This window comes from Niabella sp. CPT15-335-S11 (assembly GCF_058792415.1).
Window position 1 is genome coordinate 123,097 of the sequence record NZ_JBYTEI010000001.1, and the last position, 21,696, is coordinate 144,792.

A 21,696-nucleotide genomic window follows, 5' to 3' on the forward strand; every position below is an offset into this window, starting at 1 on the left:
TAATGTTAGTATCTAACCTCCTCATCATAACTCACCGCATACGCCTTGCTGAAATCGACTTTCTTTACTTTCCCGGCAATAAAGCTGATACCACCGAAAATGTGATTGATGAACGTAGGATCGGAATAGTCTTTTTTGTCATGCCCCAGCGTAGTGCACCAGGTGGATCCGCCGTCGAAATCATACTCCCAGGCCGATGGGAAATAACGCGCAAACAAACCGGCATGCAGTTTCAGCAATTCTTTCTGCTTCGCATCACTGGTATCGATCGTTGAAAAATCATTCACCATCAGCGTACGTGGACCCGGATAAAGCTCCTTGGCAAAATAACACTCGTCCTCCTTCTGCCAGACAGCCGGCGTTCCCTTCATCGACGGATGTTTTGGATCAATCACCCTGACCGTGAACTTCTGAAACTTCGCATGCCAGGAAAAAGTACCGCCAAGCAACATCTTAAACCAGGTCCATTTGCGTTCAGTGCCCGTAACAGAATGAATGCCTACAAATCCCCCTCCCGCTTCAATATACCTCCGGAAAGCCAGTCGCTGCGCATCCGTGTCAAATACATCGTTGTTGGTACTGGGAAAGATCAGCATGCTGTATTGCTGCAGGTTGCGCTCCGTCATCACGGCGGGGTTTGACGAACTGTCGACCCGGAAGCCAACCTTTTTCCCTAAATCCATGATCGCCCTCGCGGCAAAGGGAATATTATCATGTACATAGCCTTTTCCGTTCTTTGTATAAACGAGGACGCGAATATTCTTCCATTTGACTTTCTGGCTAATTGAATCAGCATTAAAAAAGAAAATAGCGATCAGTAAGAAGCAAAAATATTTTTTCATTTCGGTTGAATCGTTTTGATGGTAATGATAGGTGGATTTGCAAACGACTGCCAGGCTTCCTCGGCTTCATCCTTTGACAGCCGGCCGTCATAGACCAGGAACCGGTACCTGAGAATATATTCTTTACCGGGCTCCAGCAGCCAGTTCTTGTTCTTGGTGGGAGAAAAATTCAAAAACACATCGCCCCGGTTATTCATATTCTCGGGCCAAACCCTCAACGGTTCAGGATGATTGTAATTTGCCGGAAAGCTCATCATCTCCAGTCCGCCGTAATCATTGCCCAGGTTGCCTTGCGTGAGGCACCAGCGCGCCAGACTGCCATCGGCTTCCCTCCGGTTCTTTCCCTCAGAGGTCAGGGTCTCGCTATTGTTTTTGTTCCACAATTCTGTCGCGCGTATTCCCAGCCCGCCATAGCGATACTCCAGTAACAGTACGGGGCTGGATGAAGCACAACTCAACTGTGCCGTGAAGTCCATCAGGTAATAATGACTGTTCGGCCCAGTTCTGTAAATTCGTACCGTTTGCAGCTCATTGATGGCGGTCTTTTCACCCCCACCCCTTTTAAAAGCTACGTGCTCGTGCAAAGCGCTGAACCCGGCATAAACACCCCCGGCTTCGATGGCGCTGAAACCGGCGAAACGAACAGTACCTTTCCGGTCGCGCAGGTTCCAGAAATCAACCGTATCTTTTTCAAAGAGCACATGCGTCCAGGGGTTCCACATGCCCCAGTGGTGATAATGATCAGGTGCGTTGATGCGGGTGAGCGCTTTACCACCAGGCGTGTTCAGCGGATGTATAAATCCACTCCGTTTATAAGCAGTGTCGATGCCCGCAGGCGGATAGACCGTCTTAAAATTGTACTGAAGAAAATCCCTCACGCCATCACCCAGCACTACGGCGCCATCGTTCTCTATCGCCTTCATGAGCATAACTGAACGTACGGCTGTTCCTTTCACCAATTCATAAACCCGCTGCCTGGTTTTCGAAGACTCAACAATCCAGTGGAGCTGCCGGCGACCACTTGCTTCGATCTGGAATCCAACTGGATAATGCCTGCCGCTTTTTACCTCCACCAACTGCAATACGCTATCCGGCAAATACGTGACCGCATCCAGATCAATCATCACCGGTATGGGATATTTCTCTGTCCCTTTGGTGGTCACCTGCAGACTGGCGATGGTCTGGGCGCCGGCTGATGCCGCTATCATCATCGCTGTTACCAGCGACAGGGTCTTCATGATGTGCATCGGGTGCCTTATCAACTCGTGGCAATTCCGTGATACCTGCCCATCCGGAACGCCTTTGCTGTTACCACCGAGTAATTGGTAACGCAATATTGATGCTGACTTCATTTGTTTCAATGTTGTTCCCCTCCATTTTCCCATTTGATCTGAAAAATATTATTAAATTATCAACAATCAGTTACGTTTTGCAAATCACCTTATCGGTTCTTATTTCCCCCGTTTGAAATTTACATAATTGGTACCATAGGGGTGCCGCTGCGGCCTCGATAAAAGCTTATTGGCCTCCACGTTGTCTTTAAATACTTCTTTTACCGGATCCCAATACAGTTTGGTACCCAGTTTCATAGCCGCGAAAGCAATCAGGCAGGCGCTGCAGGAACGGTGAGCTACTTCGGCGGGACTGATCGTCAGCTTTTTAGTCTTAATACAATCCAGCCAGTTGCCATGCTGTTCCGGGCTTTCATAAAGCCTGATCTCCTTTGGACCAATGACTGATCGAAGTATCTCCGGGTTACTCGCATTGAATGCTTTGTTCTGCGATGCCGCTCCCGAAGTTGGATCGGAAGCCGTTACACCCACATCACCGCGTGACACGAAGATCCATCCATCAGTGCCCACAAATTTCACTCCGTTGGGATTCTCGCTGTTTATGAGCATTGAAACTCCGTTGGCATATTTTGCTTTCACCTCATAATCACCATGCACATTCCAAAGCCCTGTCTTAGGATATTTGGCCCAGCCTTCAACTTCCACCGGACCTGTATGCTCCGTATTCATTCCCCAATGCGCGATATCAATATGATGGACACCCCAGCCCGTGATCATGCCGGCACCAAATTGTTCAAGCCTCAGCCAGCCCGGCCGGGAGTTGACGTCCGTCTGGGAATGCACGCGATCGAGCGTATAGTAGATATAGGGGGTTGATCCCAGCCACATGTCATAGTTCAGGTTTTCAGGGATCGGCATTTCGGTAGTGTTCCCGCCGGCAGGGTCAGATGGTAGCCCCACATGCACTTCCCTCAGTTTGCCGATACGCCCGTTCCTAACGAGCTCACAGGCTCTTTTGAACTGAGGCCAGGGATTAAGGGAGCGTTGCTGACTGCCCAATTGAAATACGACCCCAGACTTGCGCACTACATCGCTCATCTGGCGGCCTTCTTCAATAGTGAGTGAGGTGGGTTTCTGCAGATAAATATGCTTACCAGCCAAAGCCGCTTCGATGGCAGGTTGCGCGTGCCAGTGATCGGGTGTGCTGATGATCACCGCATCGATATCTTTATTAGCCAGCAGATCATGATAATCATCGTACAATTTTACATCAACATAATTTGCGTTGCCGGTTTTTTTCGTGTACCATCCCTCAATCAGTTTTTTCCCGGATTCCTGCCGCTTCCGGTCCACATCGGCAATAGCCACGATCCGGGCTGCATCGTACTTAAAAGTCTCGGCAAGATCATGGGTACGGGCAATTCGCCCGCATCCAATCTGACCAATATTGATTTTATTACTCGGCGCATTCCTGCCAAATACCGTTGAAGGTACAATGGTGGGCGCCCCCTGAAGGATCATCGCTCCCACCGAAAATTTCGCAGTGTTTTTGATAAACTCCCTGCGGGACCTGCTATTATTTTTCTTACTCATATATTTATGATTAATTAAAGAATCTCTTAATTTGTTTGTCAGACGCCACTTGTCTTGCAGACACCAGAGTGATTAACAGATTGACAGGAAAAGAAAGCATCCACTTTCAAAATACGTAACTGTATACTGTTCTGACAATCCTCGTCAAAAGTCGCCCAGTTGATTCAAACGCCCTTGCCCAAATCCGGCCGATATCATCCGTTTGTCATCATCTAAGACCATTTGCACTGCCACTCCCATTTACTCAACTTTCAAAGGCTTTACATTGTTCTCCGCACCGGGATATCCAATATTCTGATTGATCACCCCTTTCAGGTTTGTATTAATCACGTTTGCCGGTACCGGCCAAAGAATGTGATGAACGCTCACTTTATACTCAGCCCATTTATGCTTTAGACCCTTATTGTAGAAGTTGCTTTTATCCACAACCCTGTCATACCAGAAATTTACACCTGCCTGTTTGATGTTGGAGTTCGTGCCACCCGGGCCACTTATATTCTCCAGGTTGTAAATGCGGCCCCCGAAAATTTCACAGGGCTTTTTCGTCTTCGCATAAATATAGGAAATCCTTACCAGTTCGATATGCCGGTTCTCTTCGTAATACAGTTCACGGGCACGCTCATCCAGGATCTCCCCGATATTCACATCGGCCGCTGTAAGCGGACTGGCACCTGCTCTGGTCCTGACCTCATTCAACGCTGCCGCGGCCTGTGGCAACTGGTTCTTCCAATAATAGCTCTCAGCCATTAACAAATAAACTTCCGCGGAACGGTAGATATACCAGGGCGTTTCACCACCTGCCCATTGGGTGTTGAGCGGATCTGGAACAAACAACTTGTAATGCGGCCAGGAATACCAGAGCCGAATGGTATCTTCTACGCTCATCGCCGCGGGTTTTACAAAATGTTTTCCGTACCAGGGACTATTAGCCGATTTCAGACTTGGGTTATTATACCTCAGATCCTCCATCCTGCGCCAACTGTCATGGTTTAAGATACCCCGCATGTCGTTGGCTTCCTTATCTGCACGCCAGAGTTCATTGGTATAATACCAGGTGGGGCGGAGTCGGCCAATTCCCCGGCCGTAGTTTTTATTCAGATCCAGCGAAAGATCGGTTTCATTGGACGCAATAGCAATGCTGGTTCCTGTACGGCCATCGGGCGTTTTGATATTTCCGCTGTTCCAGAAGGGTACGCCGTTGCGCATGGTCTGGATACGATCAGATCCTTCAATTTCCGGGTAAGCAACCACATACATCAGACCTTCTGTATTGGACATGTCGAGTTTCGCTTCCACGCTGTGCAGGTCAAACATCAGGTTGGTGTTGGGTTTGTTTTTGTTAGCTGTAAACCGGTTCCGCATCAGCGGGTGTTTGGCCACGATTTCCGTACCCACCTCTATGGCCCGGTCAAAATCAGTAAGGGACATGCAAACTTTCATCAACAACACACCGCATGCAGCTTTTGAAGTCCGGCCGCGGTCCACGTTTTCCGGCACCCATTTATACGCGAATTCAAGATCTTTTTTGATGTGCTCCAGGATGCTCCATCTGTCGTGAGAGTAAAAATCGTACTTTGGCTCGTTGATCTCCACGCCTATAAAGGGTACGTCGCCAAACTGATGGGTGAGCTTAAAATAACGGTAGGCTCTGTGAAAATAAGCCGAACCCAGCACGGCATTCTTTTCATTCTCATCTTTGAATTTGGCATTGCCGATCCTTGAAATTACCGAGTTGGCGTATTTAATGCCTTTGTAACCCTCATACCAGTACCAGCCCACTTTCGTTGTATTCACAGAATTCAGGTTGGCATCCGGTAACAGGGAAATATCCATATTCATTTGGGGACCCGCTTTGTCGGTAGTGCCTTCCACAGCTACGTCAGACTGAATCATCTCGGTAAGTATGGGCGCGCCATCTCCAAAAAATTCATGCCGCATATTCCTCTCGCAGGTTGTAATAGCGGAATACATACCCTGTGCGTCCGATAAAGCGATACTTGGTTCATAAAAAGACAAAGGCTTTGGTTTTAGCCAATCTTTTTTACAGCCAACCAGTGAAATGATCAGCACAGAAAGAACCGTAAGTTTTATATTGAATGTATTGTGTCTCATTTTCAGCGATATTAAAGAGTGATGTTGAGGCTTAAATTATAAGTACGGGGAGTGGGATTTCCTCCTGATTCAGGATCTCCGAATGTCCAGTATGGCGCCCAGAAAGCCACATTTCTAACTGAAGCGGAGATGGTAAGACCCTGAGTTCTAAACCTGGTCAGCAGGTCTTTGGGTACAGAATAGGAAAGAGCCACATTATCCAGGCGAATGAATGACCTTTCCACGTAATTACTTCCTATGTTTTTAGATCCGATACGTCCGTAATCATTGATGGGATTCTCCGGGGTCCACCTGGGAATGGCATAATCAGTGGACCTGTCTGCAAAATTCGCGTTGTTAGCCGCCCGGTTGTAACCGTCTGTCTGACCCCAGTTGGAATACATAAAGAGGGAGAGGATCAGTCTCTTGTAAGAGAATTCATTTCTCCATGACCAGCGAAATCTCGGTGATGTATAATTTTGAAAGATCCGGTCTTTGTCGGTCATCACGCCATCTCCATCCTGGTCCTTGTATTTGAAGTCACCCGGCTGGTTACCAAATTTTGCTGCTTCGGCTTCTTCACCGATCTGCCATACGCCGATACGCTCGTAACTCCAAATCCGGTCCGGATCCTGTCCGATAAACCAGCGATTCTTGATATCATCGGCTTCCCGCTGCCCAATTACATTACCATTGGCGTCTTTAATATCCACCATATCGCCGTAGAGGTGTTTGATCTTTCTACGATTCAGCATAAAAATCAGCGAGGAGTTCCAGTTAAAATCGGTTTTCCTGATAATATCACTATTCAGTGTAAATTCAAACCCTGTGTTTTCCAGTTTACCCAGGTTGGCGGCGACACTGTTAAAGCCAATGATCTCGGGAAGCGCCCGGTCAACCAGCAAATCTTTTGTCTCTGCAATGTAGGCATCAACAGATCCGCTAAGACGACCCTGGAACACAGAAAAATCAAATCCGACATTGTAAGATTCTTTACTCTCCCATTTCAAGCCGAGGTTCGCCATCCGGTTCACATACAATTGCGAATACAGGTATAAATTCCCCTTCTGGTCGATATAGGGATGGAGTCCTGAGGTCATATCGGATAAAGCCTCATATTGGCCAATATCCCTGTTTCCGTTTTTACCCCAGGAAAGGCGCAGCTTGCCATAGTCCAGCCAGCCTTTGGTTGATTTCATGAAATTCTCGTCGGAGAAACTCCAGCCAAGGGCTATCGCCGGAAACGTCGCTCTCGGGTTTTCTGCGCCAAAGGCAGAATAACCGTCCCTACGTACGGATGCCGTCAGCATGTACCGGTTCCGGAAAGAATAGAACAATCGTCCCATCAGCGCGTCGCCGGTCCGGTAGGTATCATTGCTTTCGTTCAGGGGAACCGTACCCGCCTGGATCCGGTGCCAGCCAAGGACATCACTGGGACTGTAATTAGACGCTGTTGCCTTTGTCCGCCAGAATTGCCCCTTTTCAGCGTTCTGCAATAAAGTCACTTCAAAATTATGTTCGTCAAATCGCTTTTTCCACCTCAGCACATTATCGATCTGCCAGTTGAAGGTTTTTTCAAAAGTTCGTTCGCTGCTACCTCCCCTGGCTGCCCATTCAGGGTTTTTGGACGATTCATGGTTATAGTATTCATGCCACACGAATGAAGGCGTGTAATTAGACTGGAATTCAAACCCGTAAGGGAGCGTGAGCACCGCGTATATACTTGAGTTCAGCGTATTGAAAATATCTTTCCGGTCGCGGTACAGGTTATCGTGAAAGGGGTTCACCGGCGTTGGATCACCGGTTGGAAGCCGCTGGTAAACTCTGGTGGGATCGTTCAGGTTATTGGAACCATATGGTGAAATTACTGCCGATTGTTTCCAGTCTGCCTGAAGAAAGCCTTCATCCCTGACTGCAAAATTGGTATTCGCGCCTACTTTTAAAAACGATGTCACTTTGGATTCAAGATTCAACCGGGTCCTGAAGTTCTTGTAGCGGTTCCCCACGATGATTCCTTCCCGGTCGACCTGGTTCAGTGAGAAATAGTAACTGGAGGTCTCATTTCTGTTTGAAACACTGGCCGTGTAATCCTGTTGAAACCCTCTCCGGAAAACAAGGTCCTGCCAGTTAGTAATATGATTCTCCAGATAATTGTCGATTTCAGGTGTTTTAAGTTCCAGTCTGGACAGCCAGGTTCTGATCAGTTGCTCATCGGTAACCGAGGTCACCGGCGTTTTCTGGTCATAATTATACCAGGGCAGTTGTTGTACATTGGTCAGTTTGCGCGGATCCACAAACATTTCCGGATACTTCTCGTGATAGGCCGCGGTCCTTCTGCCCATTTCATAATCGTAGCGATATACCAGAAACTCATCGGCCGTCATCACACGCGGCATTGCGGCGTTTTCGACCATCCCCAGGTTTCCGTTGAACGTGATCCGGGGTTTCCCGGGTAATCCTTTTTTGGTTGTAATCAATACGACGCCGTTGGCCGCCTTAGCCCCGAATACGGCGGTAGCGCTCGCATCTTTTAAGATATCGATAGACTGAATATCATTGGGGTTCAGATCGGTAAAGGATCCATCGAAAATGACGCCGTCCACCACATTCAGCGGGCCGCTTCCGGCTTTGAGCGTACCCTTGCCCCTGATCAGGAGTGATGCGTCTGCCTTTGCGTTATTTCCCTGGCCGATAATGAGCCCGGCTGCATTACCTCTCAACAGGTCCTGTATGGACCGCGGGGCCTCCTTTTCCAGCTCCCTGGTTTGCACCGAGGCAACCGCACCTGTCAGGTCCTTTCGCCTGGCTGTACCGTACCCGATCACCACGACTTCATTCAGTGATGAAGCAATCTCCGTGAGGGATATATTATGAATATTCCTACCCTGAACCGGAGATTCTACTTTTTCGTAATTCGTGAAACTAAAGACCAGCACTGCGTTATCCGGCACATTGGCAAGCGTGTAATGCCCCTGGTCGTTAGTGACCGTGCCGATCGTTCTTCCTTTAACTGTTACGCTCACGCCGGCCATTGGGTAGCCTTTGCTATCTACAACATCGCCGCTGACACTGAGCAACGATGGTTGCGCCATCAGAAAAGCAGGCCAGAGTAACAGCAGGGCCAATCCTGTAAGCAGACCAAGCCCTCGTTTCTGCATTTGTTTTGTTTTTCTCATTTTGTTGTTTTTTAAGCGTATTAGTCGATTTTGTTATATATACGATAAAGAAAAATACTAGCCCCGCATTACACGCCGCTGAATATGGAGAACCCTCCATCTACGTTAATGATCGTACCGGTGACAAATTTTGAAGCATCGCTCAGCAACCAGATCAGGGCCCCGTTTATTTCGGCGGGATCGCCCAATCGTTTGAACGGCGTGTGATCCACGACCAGCTCGCCTCTCTCGGTATAGGTTCCGTCTGACTTAGTCAGCAGCGTCCTGTTCTGCTCTGTCAGGAAGAAACCCGGCGCTATGGCGTTCATACGAACCGCATCGTTATAACGGTCGCCCAGTTCCATGGCAAACCATTTTGTATAGCTGTCAATGGCGCTCTTAGCCAGACTGTAACCCAATACCCGGGTAATCGCGCGCTGCGAAGCCATTGAAGAGATGTTGACAATACTTCCACCCCCGTCACGTGCTATTTCTGCACCAAACACCTGGGTGGGCAATATCGTCCCGAACAGGTTGAGCTCCACCACTTGCTTAAGGGCGTCGATATTGAGCTTAAAAAGATCTGCACCCGGTTGAACAAGCGCCTCAGGCATGTTACCACCAGCCGCATTCACTAACCCGTCGATTCTGCCATACTCTTTCAGGACCTTCTCTCTGGCGCTAAGCAACTGGGCTTCCACGGTTACATCTGCGATTAATGCGATGGCTTTGCCTCCGTTTTCACTAATCTCCCTGGCCCGCTCCTGCGCCACAGCTTCGTTTCGCCCCAAAATACCTATGGCACCTCCTGCGCCTGCTATAGACTTGATAAAAGATGCACCTAAAATTCCGGTGCCCCCGGTGACAATAATGGTTTTGCCGGTTAAATTAAAATCATTCATATACATGCTTCTCGTATGCTTATTTGTGGAAAAAGTCTAACCTTATTCCGGATTACTGAATTCCTGCTCCCTGACGGTGATATGGCTGCTAATCTGCTACAGTCAACAAAACAATCCTATCCTCGGTTTTTCTCTAATTCCGGTCCAAGGTAGTCGTTTAGAATGGGTTTCCACACCCTTTCGGGGCATAAGTGTATTTACAACGTTTGAAATAAATAGTACCTTGCAGGAAAAGCAAAAATATCCAGGTTTTACTGGTAAAAAGGATGGTTTCCGCTCATGAAGAAAGGTGTAACGATCAAAGATATTGCCCGAAAGCTGAATATGTCGGTATCTACCGTATCGAAGGCGCTCAATAACAATCCGGTAATTGCTGTGCTTACCCGGGAACGGGTACAAAAATTCGCCAAGGAGTGTAACTATATACCCAACGAGGCGGCACGCCATTTTCAGCAAAATAAATCCATGAACCTGGGTGTGATCATGCCGGATTTATTAGACCAGTTCTATGTGCTGGCGGTTAACGGCATTGAAGACATCTCACAAAAAACCAATTACAACGTAATCGTATCTCAATCGCATGAAAAATTAAAAAAAGAGGAATTAGTGATTGAGAATATGATCAGGAACAGGGTTGACGGCGTGATCATTGCGGTTACAAAAAATACCACTAGTACGGAAAAAATTAAACGGCTGCTTCAAACCGGGATACCCGTGGTGTTTTTATCCAGGTCGTTTTCTGAGCCTGCCTTTGATTATGTGTGCGCCAATAATGAAGACGGTGCGATGAAAGCCATGAAATTTCTGTTTGGGCGCGGGCATCGGCGGATTGCTCATTTAATGGGACCCAAAACATTCCAGACCAGCTATTTGAGGCTGGACGGTTATAAGAACGCGCTTAGGCGCGCGGGGATTGGATTCGACGAGGGGCTTGTAGAAGAAGTTGATTTAACGCCCGGGCAGACGACCGCAGCGGTAGACCGCATGATGCACCTGGAGGATCCACCCACTGCTTTTTTCACCTTCAAAAACTATATAAGCCTGGATGTAATCCGGCACCTCAATAAAAATTATCCCGGGATAGCGAATAAAATCGACGTTGTTGGTTTCGGTAACCTCCCGTTGCTTCAGCATCTGGATCATAAGCCGGCGGCCTCTATCGATGAAAACTCCTATCAGATGGGCGTTAAGGCGGCGCAGCGGATCTTCCGGAATATTCAGTTGAAAGAATCCGGCGAGGATTACACACCCTGCTTTATTCGAGTACCTTGCACGCTCGTCGTACACTGATGATCAATTACGAATTTTTAATATTTATACAAAAAATCAATACGCAAAACATGACCATATTTTCTAAAATCATCGCGGGTGAGATCCCTTCCTACAGGATCGCAGAGAACGATTGGTTCATCGCCTTCCTGGACATCATGCCCCTACGCCGGGGACATACCCTGGTAGTGCCTAAAATTGAAATAGATAATCTGTTTGATCTGCCGACGGAATACCTTTCAGAATGGCTGGTCTTCGCCCAACCAATCGCCAAAGCCATTGAAAAATCATTCGACTGCAACCGATGCGGCATCAGCGTGGTAGGTATAGAAGTCCCGCACGCCCACATGCACCTGATCCCGATCAACACAGCCAATGACCTCAACTTTGTTCAGCCCAAACTGAAACTGCCTGATGAGGAAATGCGTGAGATACAGAAAAAAATAACAGGAAATCTCTGAGATCAGTGGATGCACGAGCCTTTGCAGCATAAACATTAAGGTTTCCTTACGCGGCCCGGATTGTTTTTGATGAAATCCTCCCAGCCTTTTAAATCTTTCCTCACCTGAACGGGAGATTCCAGGCTGTAGTGATGGCACATGGCAACCGCCAGCGCATCTGAAGCATCCAGATATCCTGGCGCTTCCGTCAGAGAGAGCAACTGCTGCAACATTTTCCAGACCTGCTCTTTACCGGCATTACCGTTACCTGTGATGGATTGTTTGATGCGTCGCGGAGAATACTCGGTCACGGGAATATGATACTGCATGGCAGCCGCTATCGCCACACCCTGCGCCCGTCCTAGCTTTAACATACTTTGAACGTTCTTACCATAAAAAGGAGCTTCAATCGCAAACTCATCGGGCCGAAATTCCAGGATGAGTTTATTCACGGTCTGAAAGATCAGGTGAAGCCGTTCGTAAGCCTGCATCCGACTGCTAATTTTTAAGACTTGCATCTCCAGTAAGCTGATCCTGCGCCCCGAACAAGCTATAATCCCATATCCCATCACCAGGGTGCCGGGATCAATTCCCATGATTATTTTATCCGTCTTTGTCAAACTGAAGTTATTTTTGCGTCCTGATTTATGAAGATCAACAAAAATATCAAAATATTTTTCAACTACTTTTTTGCGCCCCTACTGTTTTTATGGCTGGGCTGGTCTATTTACCACCAGATCCGGCGTCAGCCCGACCTGATTCAATCCTGGCGGCAGATCCGTGAAACGCTGGAAGCCACTGGCTTCTACTACCTGGCGCTCGTTCTGGTGCTGATGTTATGTAATTGGGGCCTTGAATCCTACAAATGGCAGCTCGCTGTGAAACAGGTACAAAAAGTGAGTATTCTGCGGGCTAATATGGCCATTTTTGCGGGACTGGCCTTTTCCATCACCACGCCAAACCGCATCGGGGAATATGCCGGGCGGGTACTGTACCTGGATGAGGGGAACAAAATAAAAGCGGTCTCGCCGACCATCGTGAGTAGCCTGAGCCAGTTGATCATCACGATCCTGATGGGATTACTGGCCCTGTTTTTCATACGTGAGGAGATGATTGCTGGCGGCATTCTGTCGCCTATCTGGTACCAAACCATCTTCTTCAGTACCTTTGCAGGGCTGGGCATTTTAACGTTATTTTACTTCAGACTGGCATGGTTGGTGAAAATAATAGATAACCTGCCTGCATTCAGGAAGTATCGGTGGGTGCTGGAAGCGCTGGAAAAATTTGATGCAACGTTGTTGCTCAGATTTCTGTCCATATCTGCAGGGAGGTTTTTGATCTTTATCTGTCAGTATTTCCTGTTGTTTCACCTGTTTGGTGTGGAAGTTGATTTCTGGCAGGCCTGGATGACACTCAGCGTTATGTTTTTGATCATGGCGCTGATTCCCACGATTGCCCTGTTTACGGATCTGGGGCTGAAAAATGAAATTAGTCTGAAACTACTGGGGTTATACAGCGCTAATCACCTGGGCATCAGTTTAACCTCATTGAGTATTTGGTTTATAAATTTGGTGATACCCGCAATCATTGGCAGTCTGCTTATCCTGGGTATCCACAAAATTTTTAAGAATAATTATGAAAACGCTTAGACTGGCATTTATCCCTTTCATACTGTTTTTCCAGCCCGGTGGAAAAGAAATTCCCGGCGGCGATGGACAACTCGCTCCGGCAGCGTCCTGCTCCATCGCAAATACCTCGTTCAATGCGGGAGAACAGGTCGCTTTTAATGTTTACTACTCCGTAGGCAATGTATACGTACTTGCAGGTTCGGGCTCTTTTGCTACAACAATGGAACGCCTGAACGGCCGCCCGGTTTACCACATCGTGGCCGAAGGCCGTACCCTCCCTTCCTACGAGTGGGCCTATAAAGCCCGCGATCTGTATGAAACCTATATGGACGTGGAAACGATGCAGCCGCTGAAATTTGTGAGAAATATCAACGAAGGCGGTTACAAGAAATACGAGAATGTGAACTTCAATAAATCAGCTTCCACAGCTATTACGAATGACGGTGTTTACAAGGTCCCTCACTGTGTGCACGATGTGGTAAGCTCTGTATTCTACGCACGGAACATCGACTACAATAAATTACGTGTTAACGACAGGGTGCCTATCAACCTGTTCCTTGATAATGAAATCCACAATATCTACGTCCGCTACCTTGGAAAGGAAGTGATCAGCACGAAGTACGGCAAATTCAGAACCATCAAATTCAAACCACTCACGCTCCGGGGAAGTATTTTTGAAGGCGGCGAGAAAATGACGATTTGGGTGACCGATGATGCCAACAAAATGCCGGTCCGCGTAGAGAGCCCGATCATCGTCGGTAAGGTGAAGATTGATATGATGGGATTTCAAAACCTTAAAAGCCCCATGACCGCGCTGATCCGGAAATTCTAGATCTCAGAAAGCTTAAAAAAACTTTTCGGCCGGATACCCCTTTCAGTTTGCTGCAAATCGCAGCACTCTAATACAGGATCGTGCTCAAAGAAAAGGATATAATTCCCTTCCAGCGCTTCCTGCAGAAACCTGCCTTTCTCTTCCATCGTCAACAGGGGGCGGGTGTCATAAGCCATCACATAAGGCAACGGAATATGTCCCGCTGAGGGCAGCAAATCAGCCATAAATACAATCGTCCGGCCCTTATACTGAACCTGAGGCAACATCATGGCATCGGTATGACCATAAGCAAAACGAACCGTCATGCCCGGCATAAAATCAGCCTGAAAATCCTTACCGTCAACAGAAGACTGATGGATTACCCATTGCAGTCTGCCGCTTTCCCGAATCGGCAGGATATTCTCTTTCAAAAAAGAAGCTCTCTCCCTGGGATTAGGCTCCGTGGCCCATTTCCAGTGATCCTGATTGCTCCAGTAAACAGCATTTTTAAATGCCGGTTCAAACCGGTCGCCACGCTTTTCAATAGCCCCCCCACAATGATCAAAATGTAAATGTGTTAAAAAAACATCGGTGATGTCATCGCGGTTGAAGCCGTGTGCAGCCAGACTTTTATCAATCGTATCATCGCCGTGGAGGTAATAGTACCCGAAGAATTTTTCGCTCTGCTTATTCCCCATCCCCGTATCCACCAGGATCAGCCGGTCGCCGTCCTCTATCAACAGGCTGCGCAGCGCCCAGGAGCACATATTATTTTCATCCGAAGGGTTCAGGTTTTGCCAGATACTTTTTGGCACCACGCCAAACATGGCTCCGCCATCCAGCTTAAAATGCCCGCCATTAATAGTATAAAGATTCATATATATTTATATCGTAATGAACAAGATGGGACATATCCGGGGATATCACCCCAAAGACCTGAATATACGAATTTCGGGAAATTTGCTTCAGACTGCAAGTCTCTTTTTAGCCCGGAGGGCTGAAAATAATCCCACAAGACCGGCAATAAAAAAAACCATCAGCGTGAGTACGCTGGAACGCTGCGAACGCGTTAGTTCATTGATGAACCCAAAACTGAACATACCGATCACGATGGCGATCTTCTCCGTTACATCATAAAAGCTGAAGAACGATGCCGTATCTTTCGTCGGGGGCATCAGTTTACTGTAGGTGCTGCGGCTGAGCGACTGGATGCCTCCCATCACAAAACCCACCAACAGCGCAAGTCCGTAAAACGCCATGACACCACCTTTGGGAAGGATATACCCGATGTAGCAAATAAGGATCCACAGAAAAACAACCACAATCAGTGCACCGAAATTACCGATCTTCTTAGATAACCAGGAAACGCTGTAGGCGCCAGGAATAGCAATGACCTGAATAAACAGTATAGCGAGAATGAGATTGGTCGTTGGAATCGCTAGCTCGCTCTTCCCATACAATGTAGCAGCCAGTATAACGGTTTGCACGCCCATGTTATAAAAAAAGAAGGCCAACAGGTATCTTTTCAGCACCGGCATCTTCGAGACCTGCCCCCACACTTTTTTCAGCTCGCGGTATCCGTTGATAATGACCCGCCCGTTTACGTGATTACCTGACGCAGCCGCCGGCCGCGGCAACCTGCTCAGCGAAAACTGCCCAAAACCCCACCACCAGAGGCCCACCAGCAAAAATGAAAGACGGTACTGAATAGTGCTATCTTCATTTCCACCGATCAGTTCGGGCTTGAACACGAAAACAAAACAAATGACCTGCAGGATCACACTTCCCACGTATCCGTAAGCATAGCCCCGGGCGCTGATCCTATCCCTGTCCTGCGGAGCCGCAATTTCTAGAAGGAAAGAATTGTAATAAACCAGGCTTCCCCAGAAACCAATACAACTGATCACCATGCAAAGAATCCCCAGCCAGAGCCGTTCGCGGGTGAAGAAGAAAAGGACCATGCACGCCACACTTCCCATGGTCAGAAAGAAATTCATAAAAGATTTCTTGTTACCCTTGTAATCGGCAATGGAAGATAACAGGGGTGAGATAATGGCCACTACCAGGAAGGCAAAAGCAAGCGCGTAATTATACAATGCGGTGTTGATGAAGACCCTTCCCAAAAACCGGACCTCTCCCAAAGCTAAGCCGGGCGCGGGATCCCTGGTTACCGCTTCAAAATAAGCGGGGAAAATTGTGGAAGTGATAACCAGGCTATAAACAGAATTAGCCCAGTCATACATGGCCCAGCCGTTAGTCACCCTGCGCGGAGCCGTCGTCATAGCGCCACCATCCATATGATTAATTTAGCATTTAATCCGGAAAGAAGCCGATAACCGCCCTTACCGGAAATTACCGGAAACACGCCGGGTACGCCGGTAAGCAGCTTCCAGGTTAGTGAATTTCGCCCATATACAACAGCACCAGCAGGATCACGCCCGCCACAATACGATACCATCCAAATAATTTAAACCCGTGTTTTTTCAAATAGTCGATAAAAAACTTAATAGCCAATAAAGCTACTAAAAAAGCCACCACATTGCCCAACACGAATGCCATCAGATTTTCTTGCGACTGCATGATGAGCTGATACCCTTTAATCTCGGTACCGTTCGATAGCCATTTCTTGATGAATATGGAATACAGTGTAGCTGCTGTCATTGTAGGCACCGCCAGGAAAAAGGAAAATTCTGCCGCCACATTCCGGGAGAACTTTTGTTGCATCCCCCCAATGATAGAAGCAGCGCTGCGGCTGACGCCGGGAATCATAGCCACACATTGCCAAACCCCCGTCATAAAAGCCATTTTGGGGGTGATGTCTTCATCCCTGTGGACCGTCTGATGATTAAATGCCCGGTCTATAAATAATAGGACGATTCCGCCCAACAGCATGGAGATGACCACCACCAGCGGGCTTTCCAGCATCTCATCAATTTTTGAAGAAAACAGGTACCCCAGCACCACTGCAGGGATCACACCAATCACCAACTTCAAATAAAACTGCCAGCGCTTGAAATCTAAAAACTTTTTCCAGTACAAGACAACAACAGCGAGGATGGCCCCAAACTGAATGGCCACCTCAAAAAGCTTGGTGAATTCGTTTTTATTGATCCCCAGAAAAGAACTGGTGATGATCATGTGGCCGGTGGAGGATATCGGAAGATACTCGGTGATCCCCTCCACAATAGCTATGATGAGGGCGTGTATTAAGCTCATGGACTTGTTTTAAATAATAAAGCGGCTAGATTTCATGTCAGGCCGCCCGTAAGGTATCAGAAATTCGTTGAAATAAAAATCAGTTACTTTTTAAAAATGGCATAGATCTCCAAAGCCAGACCTGCCAGTATCACCAGTGGCGCTACTGTGATCCGCCTGAAACTATAAACAGCACCTGCATCAAAAACTGCAGGATTGTCACTCTTGCCTCCCGCCATCAGGAACATGCCCAGCGTGATGAGGATAGCGCCCGCGAGCATCCAGCGGTAATTTTTTTTATTGAACATGGTAGTTTCACCTTGATTCTGACTCATGCCTGAATTTTAAAAATGCAATATTAATATTAGTTACACAATTCTTTTATTAATTTTTGATTGTGAGCATCCTGACGCCACATTGCTAGACCTGCACCTGCCACCTTTTTAATAAAGATCATCCAGCTTCTTCCGCAGGTACTTGAGCACGCTGCTATGCGTGCTCAACAGCGTTATCAGGATACCCAGAATGATCATCCCCAAAAACAACAGGATCATTGAGGTGTTGTTCCGGATCGCCTTCAGCTCCGGCACCCAGTTCTCCGTAGTTTTTATAATGGCATAGACCGCCGCCACTGCGATTGCACCACTGAGGGAACCGTTCAAAATGGCGCGGATATCCATCGGCCTGGCAATAAACCCCCTGGTGGCGCCTACCATCTGCATGGTTTTGATGGTAAAACGATTACTGAACATGGCTAACCGGATAGTATTATCTATCAAAAAGATCACCACCAGGCCCAGCAGGATGGCTACTCCCAGCAAAACCCAGCTCACTTTATTGAGGTTGGAGTTCAGGTTGCTGACAAGCTGCTCCTGGTATTGCACGCCCGAAACATAAGTTTGCTTTTCCAGGTCGGCCTTGATGGACTTCAGCGTGTCGGGATCTACAAACCCCGGCTTCAGTTTAAAATCGATGCTGTTAGGGAGCGGATTCTCGGTAAGCACCTGGCTCCAGTCTTCATTCCCGTCTGCCATGTATTTTTTCTTGGCCATTTCCTTGGTCACGAAGACGTATTCCTTAACATAGGGCCTGGCCGCAATATACCTGACCAACGATGCACTATCCTCGGGATTCAGCGGATCTCTCAGATACACATTAACCTCCACGTTCTCTTTGAAGTGCTGGCCCAATGCACGGGTATTGATCAGGAGCCAGCCGATAATACCTAACAGAAAAAGTACCAGCGTCACCCCCATAATCGCCATGAAATAAGACGCCTTGCCCCGCTTGGTCGTCGTTTTTTCCTTTTCGGTCATATATTAAAATTCAATAATAAATTGAAGCCCGTTTAGCTGCGTCCAGGCAAATTTAATGGATTCAACCCTACAATGCTTAAATTTGTCGCCCTGGATCTTCAGGTTTCTTTTGCAGGGAAGAACGGTTTCCGGATCATTATGAATTCCGGCTTTGAATCAGTAGCTTCCCGCAGGCAGATCAACAAGAGTATGGAATACAATTTTAATGAATTAGAGAAAAAGTGGCAGCAAAAATGGGTGGAAAATAAAACCTACCTGGTTTCCAATGAAAGCACAAAACCCAAATGCTATGTTCTGGATATGTTTCCCTATCCCAGTGGAGCGGGCCTACACGTAGGTCACCCGCTGGGTTATATTGCCAGCGATATTTACGCCCGGTACAAAAGGCTGAAAGGCTTTAACGTGCTGCATCCTATGGGTTACGATGCCTTTGGATTGCCCGCCGAACAATACGCGATTGAACACGGTATTCACCCGGCTATTTCCACGGAAAACAACATCAATACTTTCCGGAAACAACTGGATAAGATCGGTTTTTCTTACGACTGGAGCCGCGAGGTGCGCACCAACGACCCCGCTTATTATAAGTGGACACAATGGATCTTTTTGAAATTGTTTAAAAGTTGGTTTAACCGACTAAAGCAAAAAGCCGAACCTATAGAAACGCTGATCGGGATTTTTGAAGCAGAAGGGAATACAAACCATCCGGTTCCGGACGAGAAGTTCCCCAACAAAAAGTTCACATCCGATGAATGGAAAGGCTTCAACGAAGCCATCCAACATGATATCCTGATGCAGTACCGGCTGGCCTTTTGCGGATATGGCGAAGTGAATTGGTGCGAGGCGCTGGGTACGGTACTTGCCAACGATGAAGTGATCAATGGTTTCAGTGAAAGAGGCGGTTTCCCGGTTGTGCGAAAAAGATTACGCCAGTGGTACCTGCGTATCACCGAATATGCCGACCGGCTGCTGGAAGGCCTTACCCGCGTGGATTTCAGCGATGCCATGAAGGAAATGCAGTCTAACTGGATCGGCAAAAGCAGTGGCGCCGAAATTGACTTCAAAATAAAATATCAGCCTCTGGCTTCGATCGTTCAGGTTAATGACAGCAGCGAAGGAACTGATTTGATGCTGCGCGTCTACACCACCCGGCCCGACACCATATTCGGGGTGGATTTCATGGTGATCGCCCCAGAACTGGATCTGGTAGATATCATAAAATCTGAGGGGCAGGCGGCAGCAGTGGATGAATACGTAAACTGGGTGAAAAGCCGGAGCGAAAGAGAGCGCATGGCCGAAAAGAAGATCTCGGGTGTTTTCACCGGAGCATTTGCCATCAACCCTTTTAACGGACGGGAAATTCCTATATGGACCAGTGAGTACGTGCTGGCAGGCTACGGCACAGGAGCCATCATGGCGGTTCCCTGCGGTGATGAACGTGATTTCAAATTCGCGCGCCATTTTGATATCCCCATTACCAACATCATCGGATCCGCGTTCAACGGCCAGGAAGCAAATCCCACAAAAGATGCCATCCTGGAAAATTCTGATTTCATCAACGGGATGGTCATGCGCGAAGCCCTGGAACTGGTGATCACTGAACTGGAAAAAAGAGGCATCGGCATTAGAAAGACCAATTATAAAATGCGCGATGCCGCTTTCAGCAGACAGCGTTACTGGGGCGAGCCCTTCCCCGTTTCCTGGAAGAATGGGATCGTCTATCCGCTTGACGAAAGCAAACTGCCCGTTGAGCTTCCGGAAATGGAAAATATCAGACCCGGTAAAGACGGACAAGGCCCCCTGAGTAACAATACAGCCTGGCTGGAGTCTCCCCTGTTTGAAGGCGGGCGTGGAGAAGATTCCACGATGCCCGGCTATGCAGGCAGTAGCTGGTATTTCCTGCGGTATATGGATCCGCGCAACGACCAGGCCTTCTGCAGCCGGGAAGCCAGCGATTACTGGAACCAGGTAGATCTTTATATTGGCGGTACGGAACACGCGGTGGGACACCTGCTGTACAGCCGCTTATGGACAAAAGTACTGGCAGACCTGGGCTACCTGGGATTTGACGAGCCCTATAAAAAACTCGTTAACCAGGGAATGATCCAGGGCAGCAGCAGATTTGTGTACCGGATACACGGTGAAAATAAATTTGTATCCAAAGGCCTGCTTAGCAAAGACCTGGAGTATGACGGCAAGTTGGTTGACAGGATCCATGTGGACGTTAATATGGTTGAAGGATTTGCACTGGATATCCAGAAATTCAGGCAGTGGCGGGGCGGCGAATTTGCAACAGCAGAATTTATCCTGGAAGATGGAACGAACTATGCTCCCCCTGCATCGGGCGAAACGGCCGTTCCCGGCGTTTACCTGTGCGGATCGGAGGTAGAGAAAATGTCCAAGTCAAAATTCAATACGGTTAATCCCGATGACCTGGTCAGGAAATACGGCGCCGACACCTTCAGGATGTACGAAATGTTCCTGGGACCGGTAGAAATGAGTAAACCCTGGGATACCAAAGGTATTGAGGGCGTGCACCGTTTTCTGAAGAAATTATGGAGATTATTCTACAGCGGCGAACCGGAAGCCGGCATGTTGAGCCTTGCGGGTACACCAACGGCAGCCGAACTGAAAGTCTTGCACAAAGCCATCAAAAAAATTGAAGAAGATACTGAGCGATTCAGTTTCAACACCGGCGTAAGCGCTTTCATGATCCTGGTCAATGAACTCACTGAATTGAAATGTCATAAAAAAGAAATCCTGGATCCGATGCTGATCATGCTGGCACCCTATGCCCCGCATATTGCCGAAGAGCTATGGCATGCATCTGGTAACAATACCAGCGTTCTGGATGCATCGTATCCTTTATTCGAAGCGAAGTACGTGCAGGAAAGCAGCAAAGAATACCCCGTTTCGGTTAACGGGAAACTGCGGACTACGATCCAAATTAAACTGGATGCAAATCAGGAAGAAGTAGAAGCGCTGGTGCTGGAAAACGCGATCGTGAAGAAATGGATGGACGGAAAACAACACAAAAAAATCATATACGTAAAAAACAAGATGGTTAATGTCGTTGTTTAGGATGCCGATTCATAATTCATTCAATTACGAATTACGAATGGCCCGTAGATGAGAGAACCGCATGTAAAATTGAGGCTTCCA

17 protein-coding genes are annotated in these 21,696 nt (G+C 47.8%); 5 read left to right on the top strand and 12 right to left on the bottom strand.

The features are described from left to right. Positions 1-5: 5 nt before the first annotated feature. The 6 genes from AC3WS5_RS00530 to AC3WS5_RS00555 all read right to left on the bottom strand — a co-directional run bounded on the left by AC3WS5_RS00530 (position 6) and on the right by AC3WS5_RS00555 (position 9,881). Positions 6-842 (bottom strand): ThuA domain-containing protein, encoded by an 837-nt coding sequence (locus AC3WS5_RS00530; RefSeq protein ID WP_492465230.1) that lies wholly within the window; start codon positions 840-842, stop codon positions 6-8. Continuing rightward, positions 839-2,194 carry a DUF6807 domain-containing protein gene (locus AC3WS5_RS00535; RefSeq protein WP_492465231.1) on the bottom strand — a complete coding sequence of 452 codons (1,356 nt, stop codon included), beginning with the start codon at positions 2,192-2,194 and terminating at the stop codon, positions 839-841. The genes AC3WS5_RS00530 and AC3WS5_RS00535 overlap by 4 nt, the downstream gene beginning before the upstream one ends. A 99-nt stretch (positions 2,195-2,293) precedes the next feature. Further along, positions 2,294-3,727 carry a Gfo/Idh/MocA family protein gene (locus tag AC3WS5_RS00540; protein ID WP_492465232.1) on the bottom strand — a complete coding sequence of 478 codons (1,434 nt, stop codon included), beginning with the start codon at positions 3,725-3,727 and terminating at the stop codon, positions 2,294-2,296. A gap of 240 nt (positions 3,728-3,967) precedes the next feature. After that, positions 3,968-5,839: a RagB/SusD family nutrient uptake outer membrane protein gene (locus tag AC3WS5_RS00545; RefSeq protein WP_492465233.1), complete on the bottom strand. Its 1,872-nt coding sequence runs from the start codon at positions 5,837-5,839 to the stop codon at positions 3,968-3,970. A gap of 11 nt (positions 5,840-5,850) precedes the next feature. Next, on the bottom strand, positions 5,851-8,994 hold the full coding sequence (locus AC3WS5_RS00550; protein WP_492465234.1) for a SusC/RagA family TonB-linked outer membrane protein: 3,144 nt from the start codon (positions 8,992-8,994) through the stop codon (positions 5,851-5,853). A 68-nt stretch (positions 8,995-9,062) separates the two neighbouring features. Further along, positions 9,063-9,881 carry an SDR family oxidoreductase gene (locus AC3WS5_RS00555; RefSeq protein ID WP_492465235.1) on the bottom strand — a complete coding sequence of 273 codons (819 nt, stop codon included), beginning with the start codon at positions 9,879-9,881 and terminating at the stop codon, positions 9,063-9,065. A gap of 273 nt (positions 9,882-10,154) precedes the next feature. Here AC3WS5_RS00555 and AC3WS5_RS00560 point away from each other — a divergent pair, with 273 nt between their 5' ends. Beyond that, positions 10,155-11,165 (top strand): LacI family DNA-binding transcriptional regulator, encoded by a 1,011-nt coding sequence (locus AC3WS5_RS00560; protein ID WP_492465236.1) that lies wholly within the window; start codon positions 10,155-10,157, stop codon positions 11,163-11,165. Positions 11,166-11,215: 50 nt separating this feature from the next. Then, a complete protein-coding gene (locus AC3WS5_RS00565; RefSeq protein WP_492465237.1) occupies positions 11,216-11,605 on the top strand; it encodes an HIT family protein in 390 nt (129 codons plus the stop codon). A gap of 35 nt (positions 11,606-11,640) precedes the next feature. Here the strand turns inward: AC3WS5_RS00565 and ruvC are convergent, their stop codons facing one another. After that, positions 11,641-12,204, bottom strand: coding sequence for a crossover junction endodeoxyribonuclease RuvC (gene ruvC, locus AC3WS5_RS00570; protein WP_492465238.1), 564 nt, complete (start codon positions 12,202-12,204; stop codon positions 11,641-11,643). Positions 12,205-12,231: 27 nt separating this feature from the next. Here ruvC and AC3WS5_RS00575 point away from each other — a divergent pair, with 27 nt between their 5' ends. Beyond that, entirely contained in the window at positions 12,232-13,233 is a 1,002-nt protein-coding gene (locus tag AC3WS5_RS00575) for a lysylphosphatidylglycerol synthase transmembrane domain-containing protein (RefSeq protein WP_492465239.1), read from the top strand. Beyond that, positions 13,220-14,044 (top strand): DUF3108 domain-containing protein, encoded by an 825-nt coding sequence (locus AC3WS5_RS00580; protein WP_492465240.1) that lies wholly within the window; start codon positions 13,220-13,222, stop codon positions 14,042-14,044. Before AC3WS5_RS00575 ends, AC3WS5_RS00580 begins: the two co-directional genes overlap by 14 nt. Here the strand turns inward: AC3WS5_RS00580 and AC3WS5_RS00585 are convergent. The 5 genes from AC3WS5_RS00585 to AC3WS5_RS00605 form a co-directional block, all read right to left on the bottom strand. Continuing rightward, positions 14,041-14,901, bottom strand: a complete 861-nt coding sequence (locus AC3WS5_RS00585) for an MBL fold metallo-hydrolase (protein WP_492465241.1) — start codon at positions 14,899-14,901, stop codon at positions 14,041-14,043. The two genes, AC3WS5_RS00580 and AC3WS5_RS00585, sit on opposite strands and share 4 nt — an antisense overlap. A gap of 87 nt (positions 14,902-14,988) precedes the next feature. Then, positions 14,989-16,320 (bottom strand): MFS transporter, encoded by a 1,332-nt coding sequence (locus tag AC3WS5_RS00590; RefSeq protein WP_492465242.1) that lies wholly within the window; start codon positions 16,318-16,320, stop codon positions 14,989-14,991. Positions 16,321-16,417: 97 nt separating this feature from the next. Further along, complete coding sequence (locus tag AC3WS5_RS00595; RefSeq protein WP_492465243.1) at positions 16,418-17,239, bottom strand: undecaprenyl-diphosphate phosphatase; 822 nt, start codon at positions 17,237-17,239, stop codon at positions 16,418-16,420. A gap of 83 nt (positions 17,240-17,322) precedes the next feature. Next, positions 17,323-17,553, bottom strand: coding sequence for a DUF3098 domain-containing protein (locus AC3WS5_RS00600; protein WP_492465244.1), 231 nt, complete (start codon positions 17,551-17,553; stop codon positions 17,323-17,325). 108 nt (positions 17,554-17,661) lie between these two features. Beyond that, on the bottom strand, positions 17,662-18,534 hold the full coding sequence (locus AC3WS5_RS00605; RefSeq protein ID WP_492465245.1) for a cell division protein FtsX: 873 nt from the start codon (positions 18,532-18,534) through the stop codon (positions 17,662-17,664). A gap of 72 nt (positions 18,535-18,606) precedes the next feature. Between AC3WS5_RS00605 and AC3WS5_RS00610 the strand changes: the two genes are divergently transcribed. Then, positions 18,607-21,615: a leucine--tRNA ligase gene (locus AC3WS5_RS00610; protein WP_492465246.1), complete on the top strand. Its 3,009-nt coding sequence runs from the start codon at positions 18,607-18,609 to the stop codon at positions 21,613-21,615. Positions 21,616-21,696: the final 81 nt, after the last annotated feature.

What these genes read in the sequence shown, in the direction of transcription:
- AC3WS5_RS00595 (WP_492465243.1), bottom strand. Translation starts at nt 17,239, where the DNA reads ATGAGCTTAATACACGCCCTCATCATAGCTATTGTGGAGGGGATCACC.
- AC3WS5_RS00605 (WP_492465245.1), bottom strand. Translation starts at nt 18,534, where the DNA reads ATGACCGAAAAGGAAAAAACGACGACCAAGCGGGGCAAGGCGTCTTAT.
- AC3WS5_RS00545 (WP_492465233.1), bottom strand. Translation starts at nt 5,839, where the DNA reads ATGAGACACAATACATTCAATATAAAACTTACGGTTCTTTCTGTGCTG.
- AC3WS5_RS00590 (WP_492465242.1), bottom strand. Translation starts at nt 16,320, where the DNA reads ATGGATGGTGGCGCTATGACGACGGCTCCGCGCAGGGTGACTAACGGC.
- AC3WS5_RS00530 (WP_492465230.1), bottom strand. Translation starts at nt 842, where the DNA reads ATGAAAAAATATTTTTGCTTCTTACTGATCGCTATTTTCTTTTTTAAT.
- AC3WS5_RS00560 (WP_492465236.1), top strand. Translation starts at nt 10,155, where the DNA reads ATGAAGAAAGGTGTAACGATCAAAGATATTGCCCGAAAGCTGAATATG.
- AC3WS5_RS00610 (WP_492465246.1), top strand. Translation starts at nt 18,607, where the DNA reads ATGCTTAAATTTGTCGCCCTGGATCTTCAGGTTTCTTTTGCAGGGAAG.
- AC3WS5_RS00575 (WP_492465239.1), top strand. Translation starts at nt 12,232, where the DNA reads ATGAAGATCAACAAAAATATCAAAATATTTTTCAACTACTTTTTTGCG.
- AC3WS5_RS00600 (WP_492465244.1), bottom strand. Translation starts at nt 17,553, where the DNA reads ATGAGTCAGAATCAAGGTGAAACTACCATGTTCAATAAAAAAAATTAC.
- AC3WS5_RS00555 (WP_492465235.1), bottom strand. Translation starts at nt 9,881, where the DNA reads ATGTATATGAATGATTTTAATTTAACCGGCAAAACCATTATTGTCACC.
- AC3WS5_RS00565 (WP_492465237.1), top strand. Translation starts at nt 11,216, where the DNA reads ATGACCATATTTTCTAAAATCATCGCGGGTGAGATCCCTTCCTACAGG.
- AC3WS5_RS00535 (WP_492465231.1), bottom strand. Translation starts at nt 2,194, where the DNA reads ATGAAGTCAGCATCAATATTGCGTTACCAATTACTCGGTGGTAACAGC.
- AC3WS5_RS00540 (WP_492465232.1), bottom strand. Translation starts at nt 3,727, where the DNA reads ATGAGTAAGAAAAATAATAGCAGGTCCCGCAGGGAGTTTATCAAAAAC.
- AC3WS5_RS00580 (WP_492465240.1), top strand. Translation starts at nt 13,220, where the DNA reads ATGAAAACGCTTAGACTGGCATTTATCCCTTTCATACTGTTTTTCCAG.
- AC3WS5_RS00585 (WP_492465241.1), bottom strand. Translation starts at nt 14,901, where the DNA reads ATGAATCTTTATACTATTAATGGCGGGCATTTTAAGCTGGATGGCGGA.
- AC3WS5_RS00550 (WP_492465234.1), bottom strand. Translation starts at nt 8,994, where the DNA reads ATGAGAAAAACAAAACAAATGCAGAAACGAGGGCTTGGTCTGCTTACA.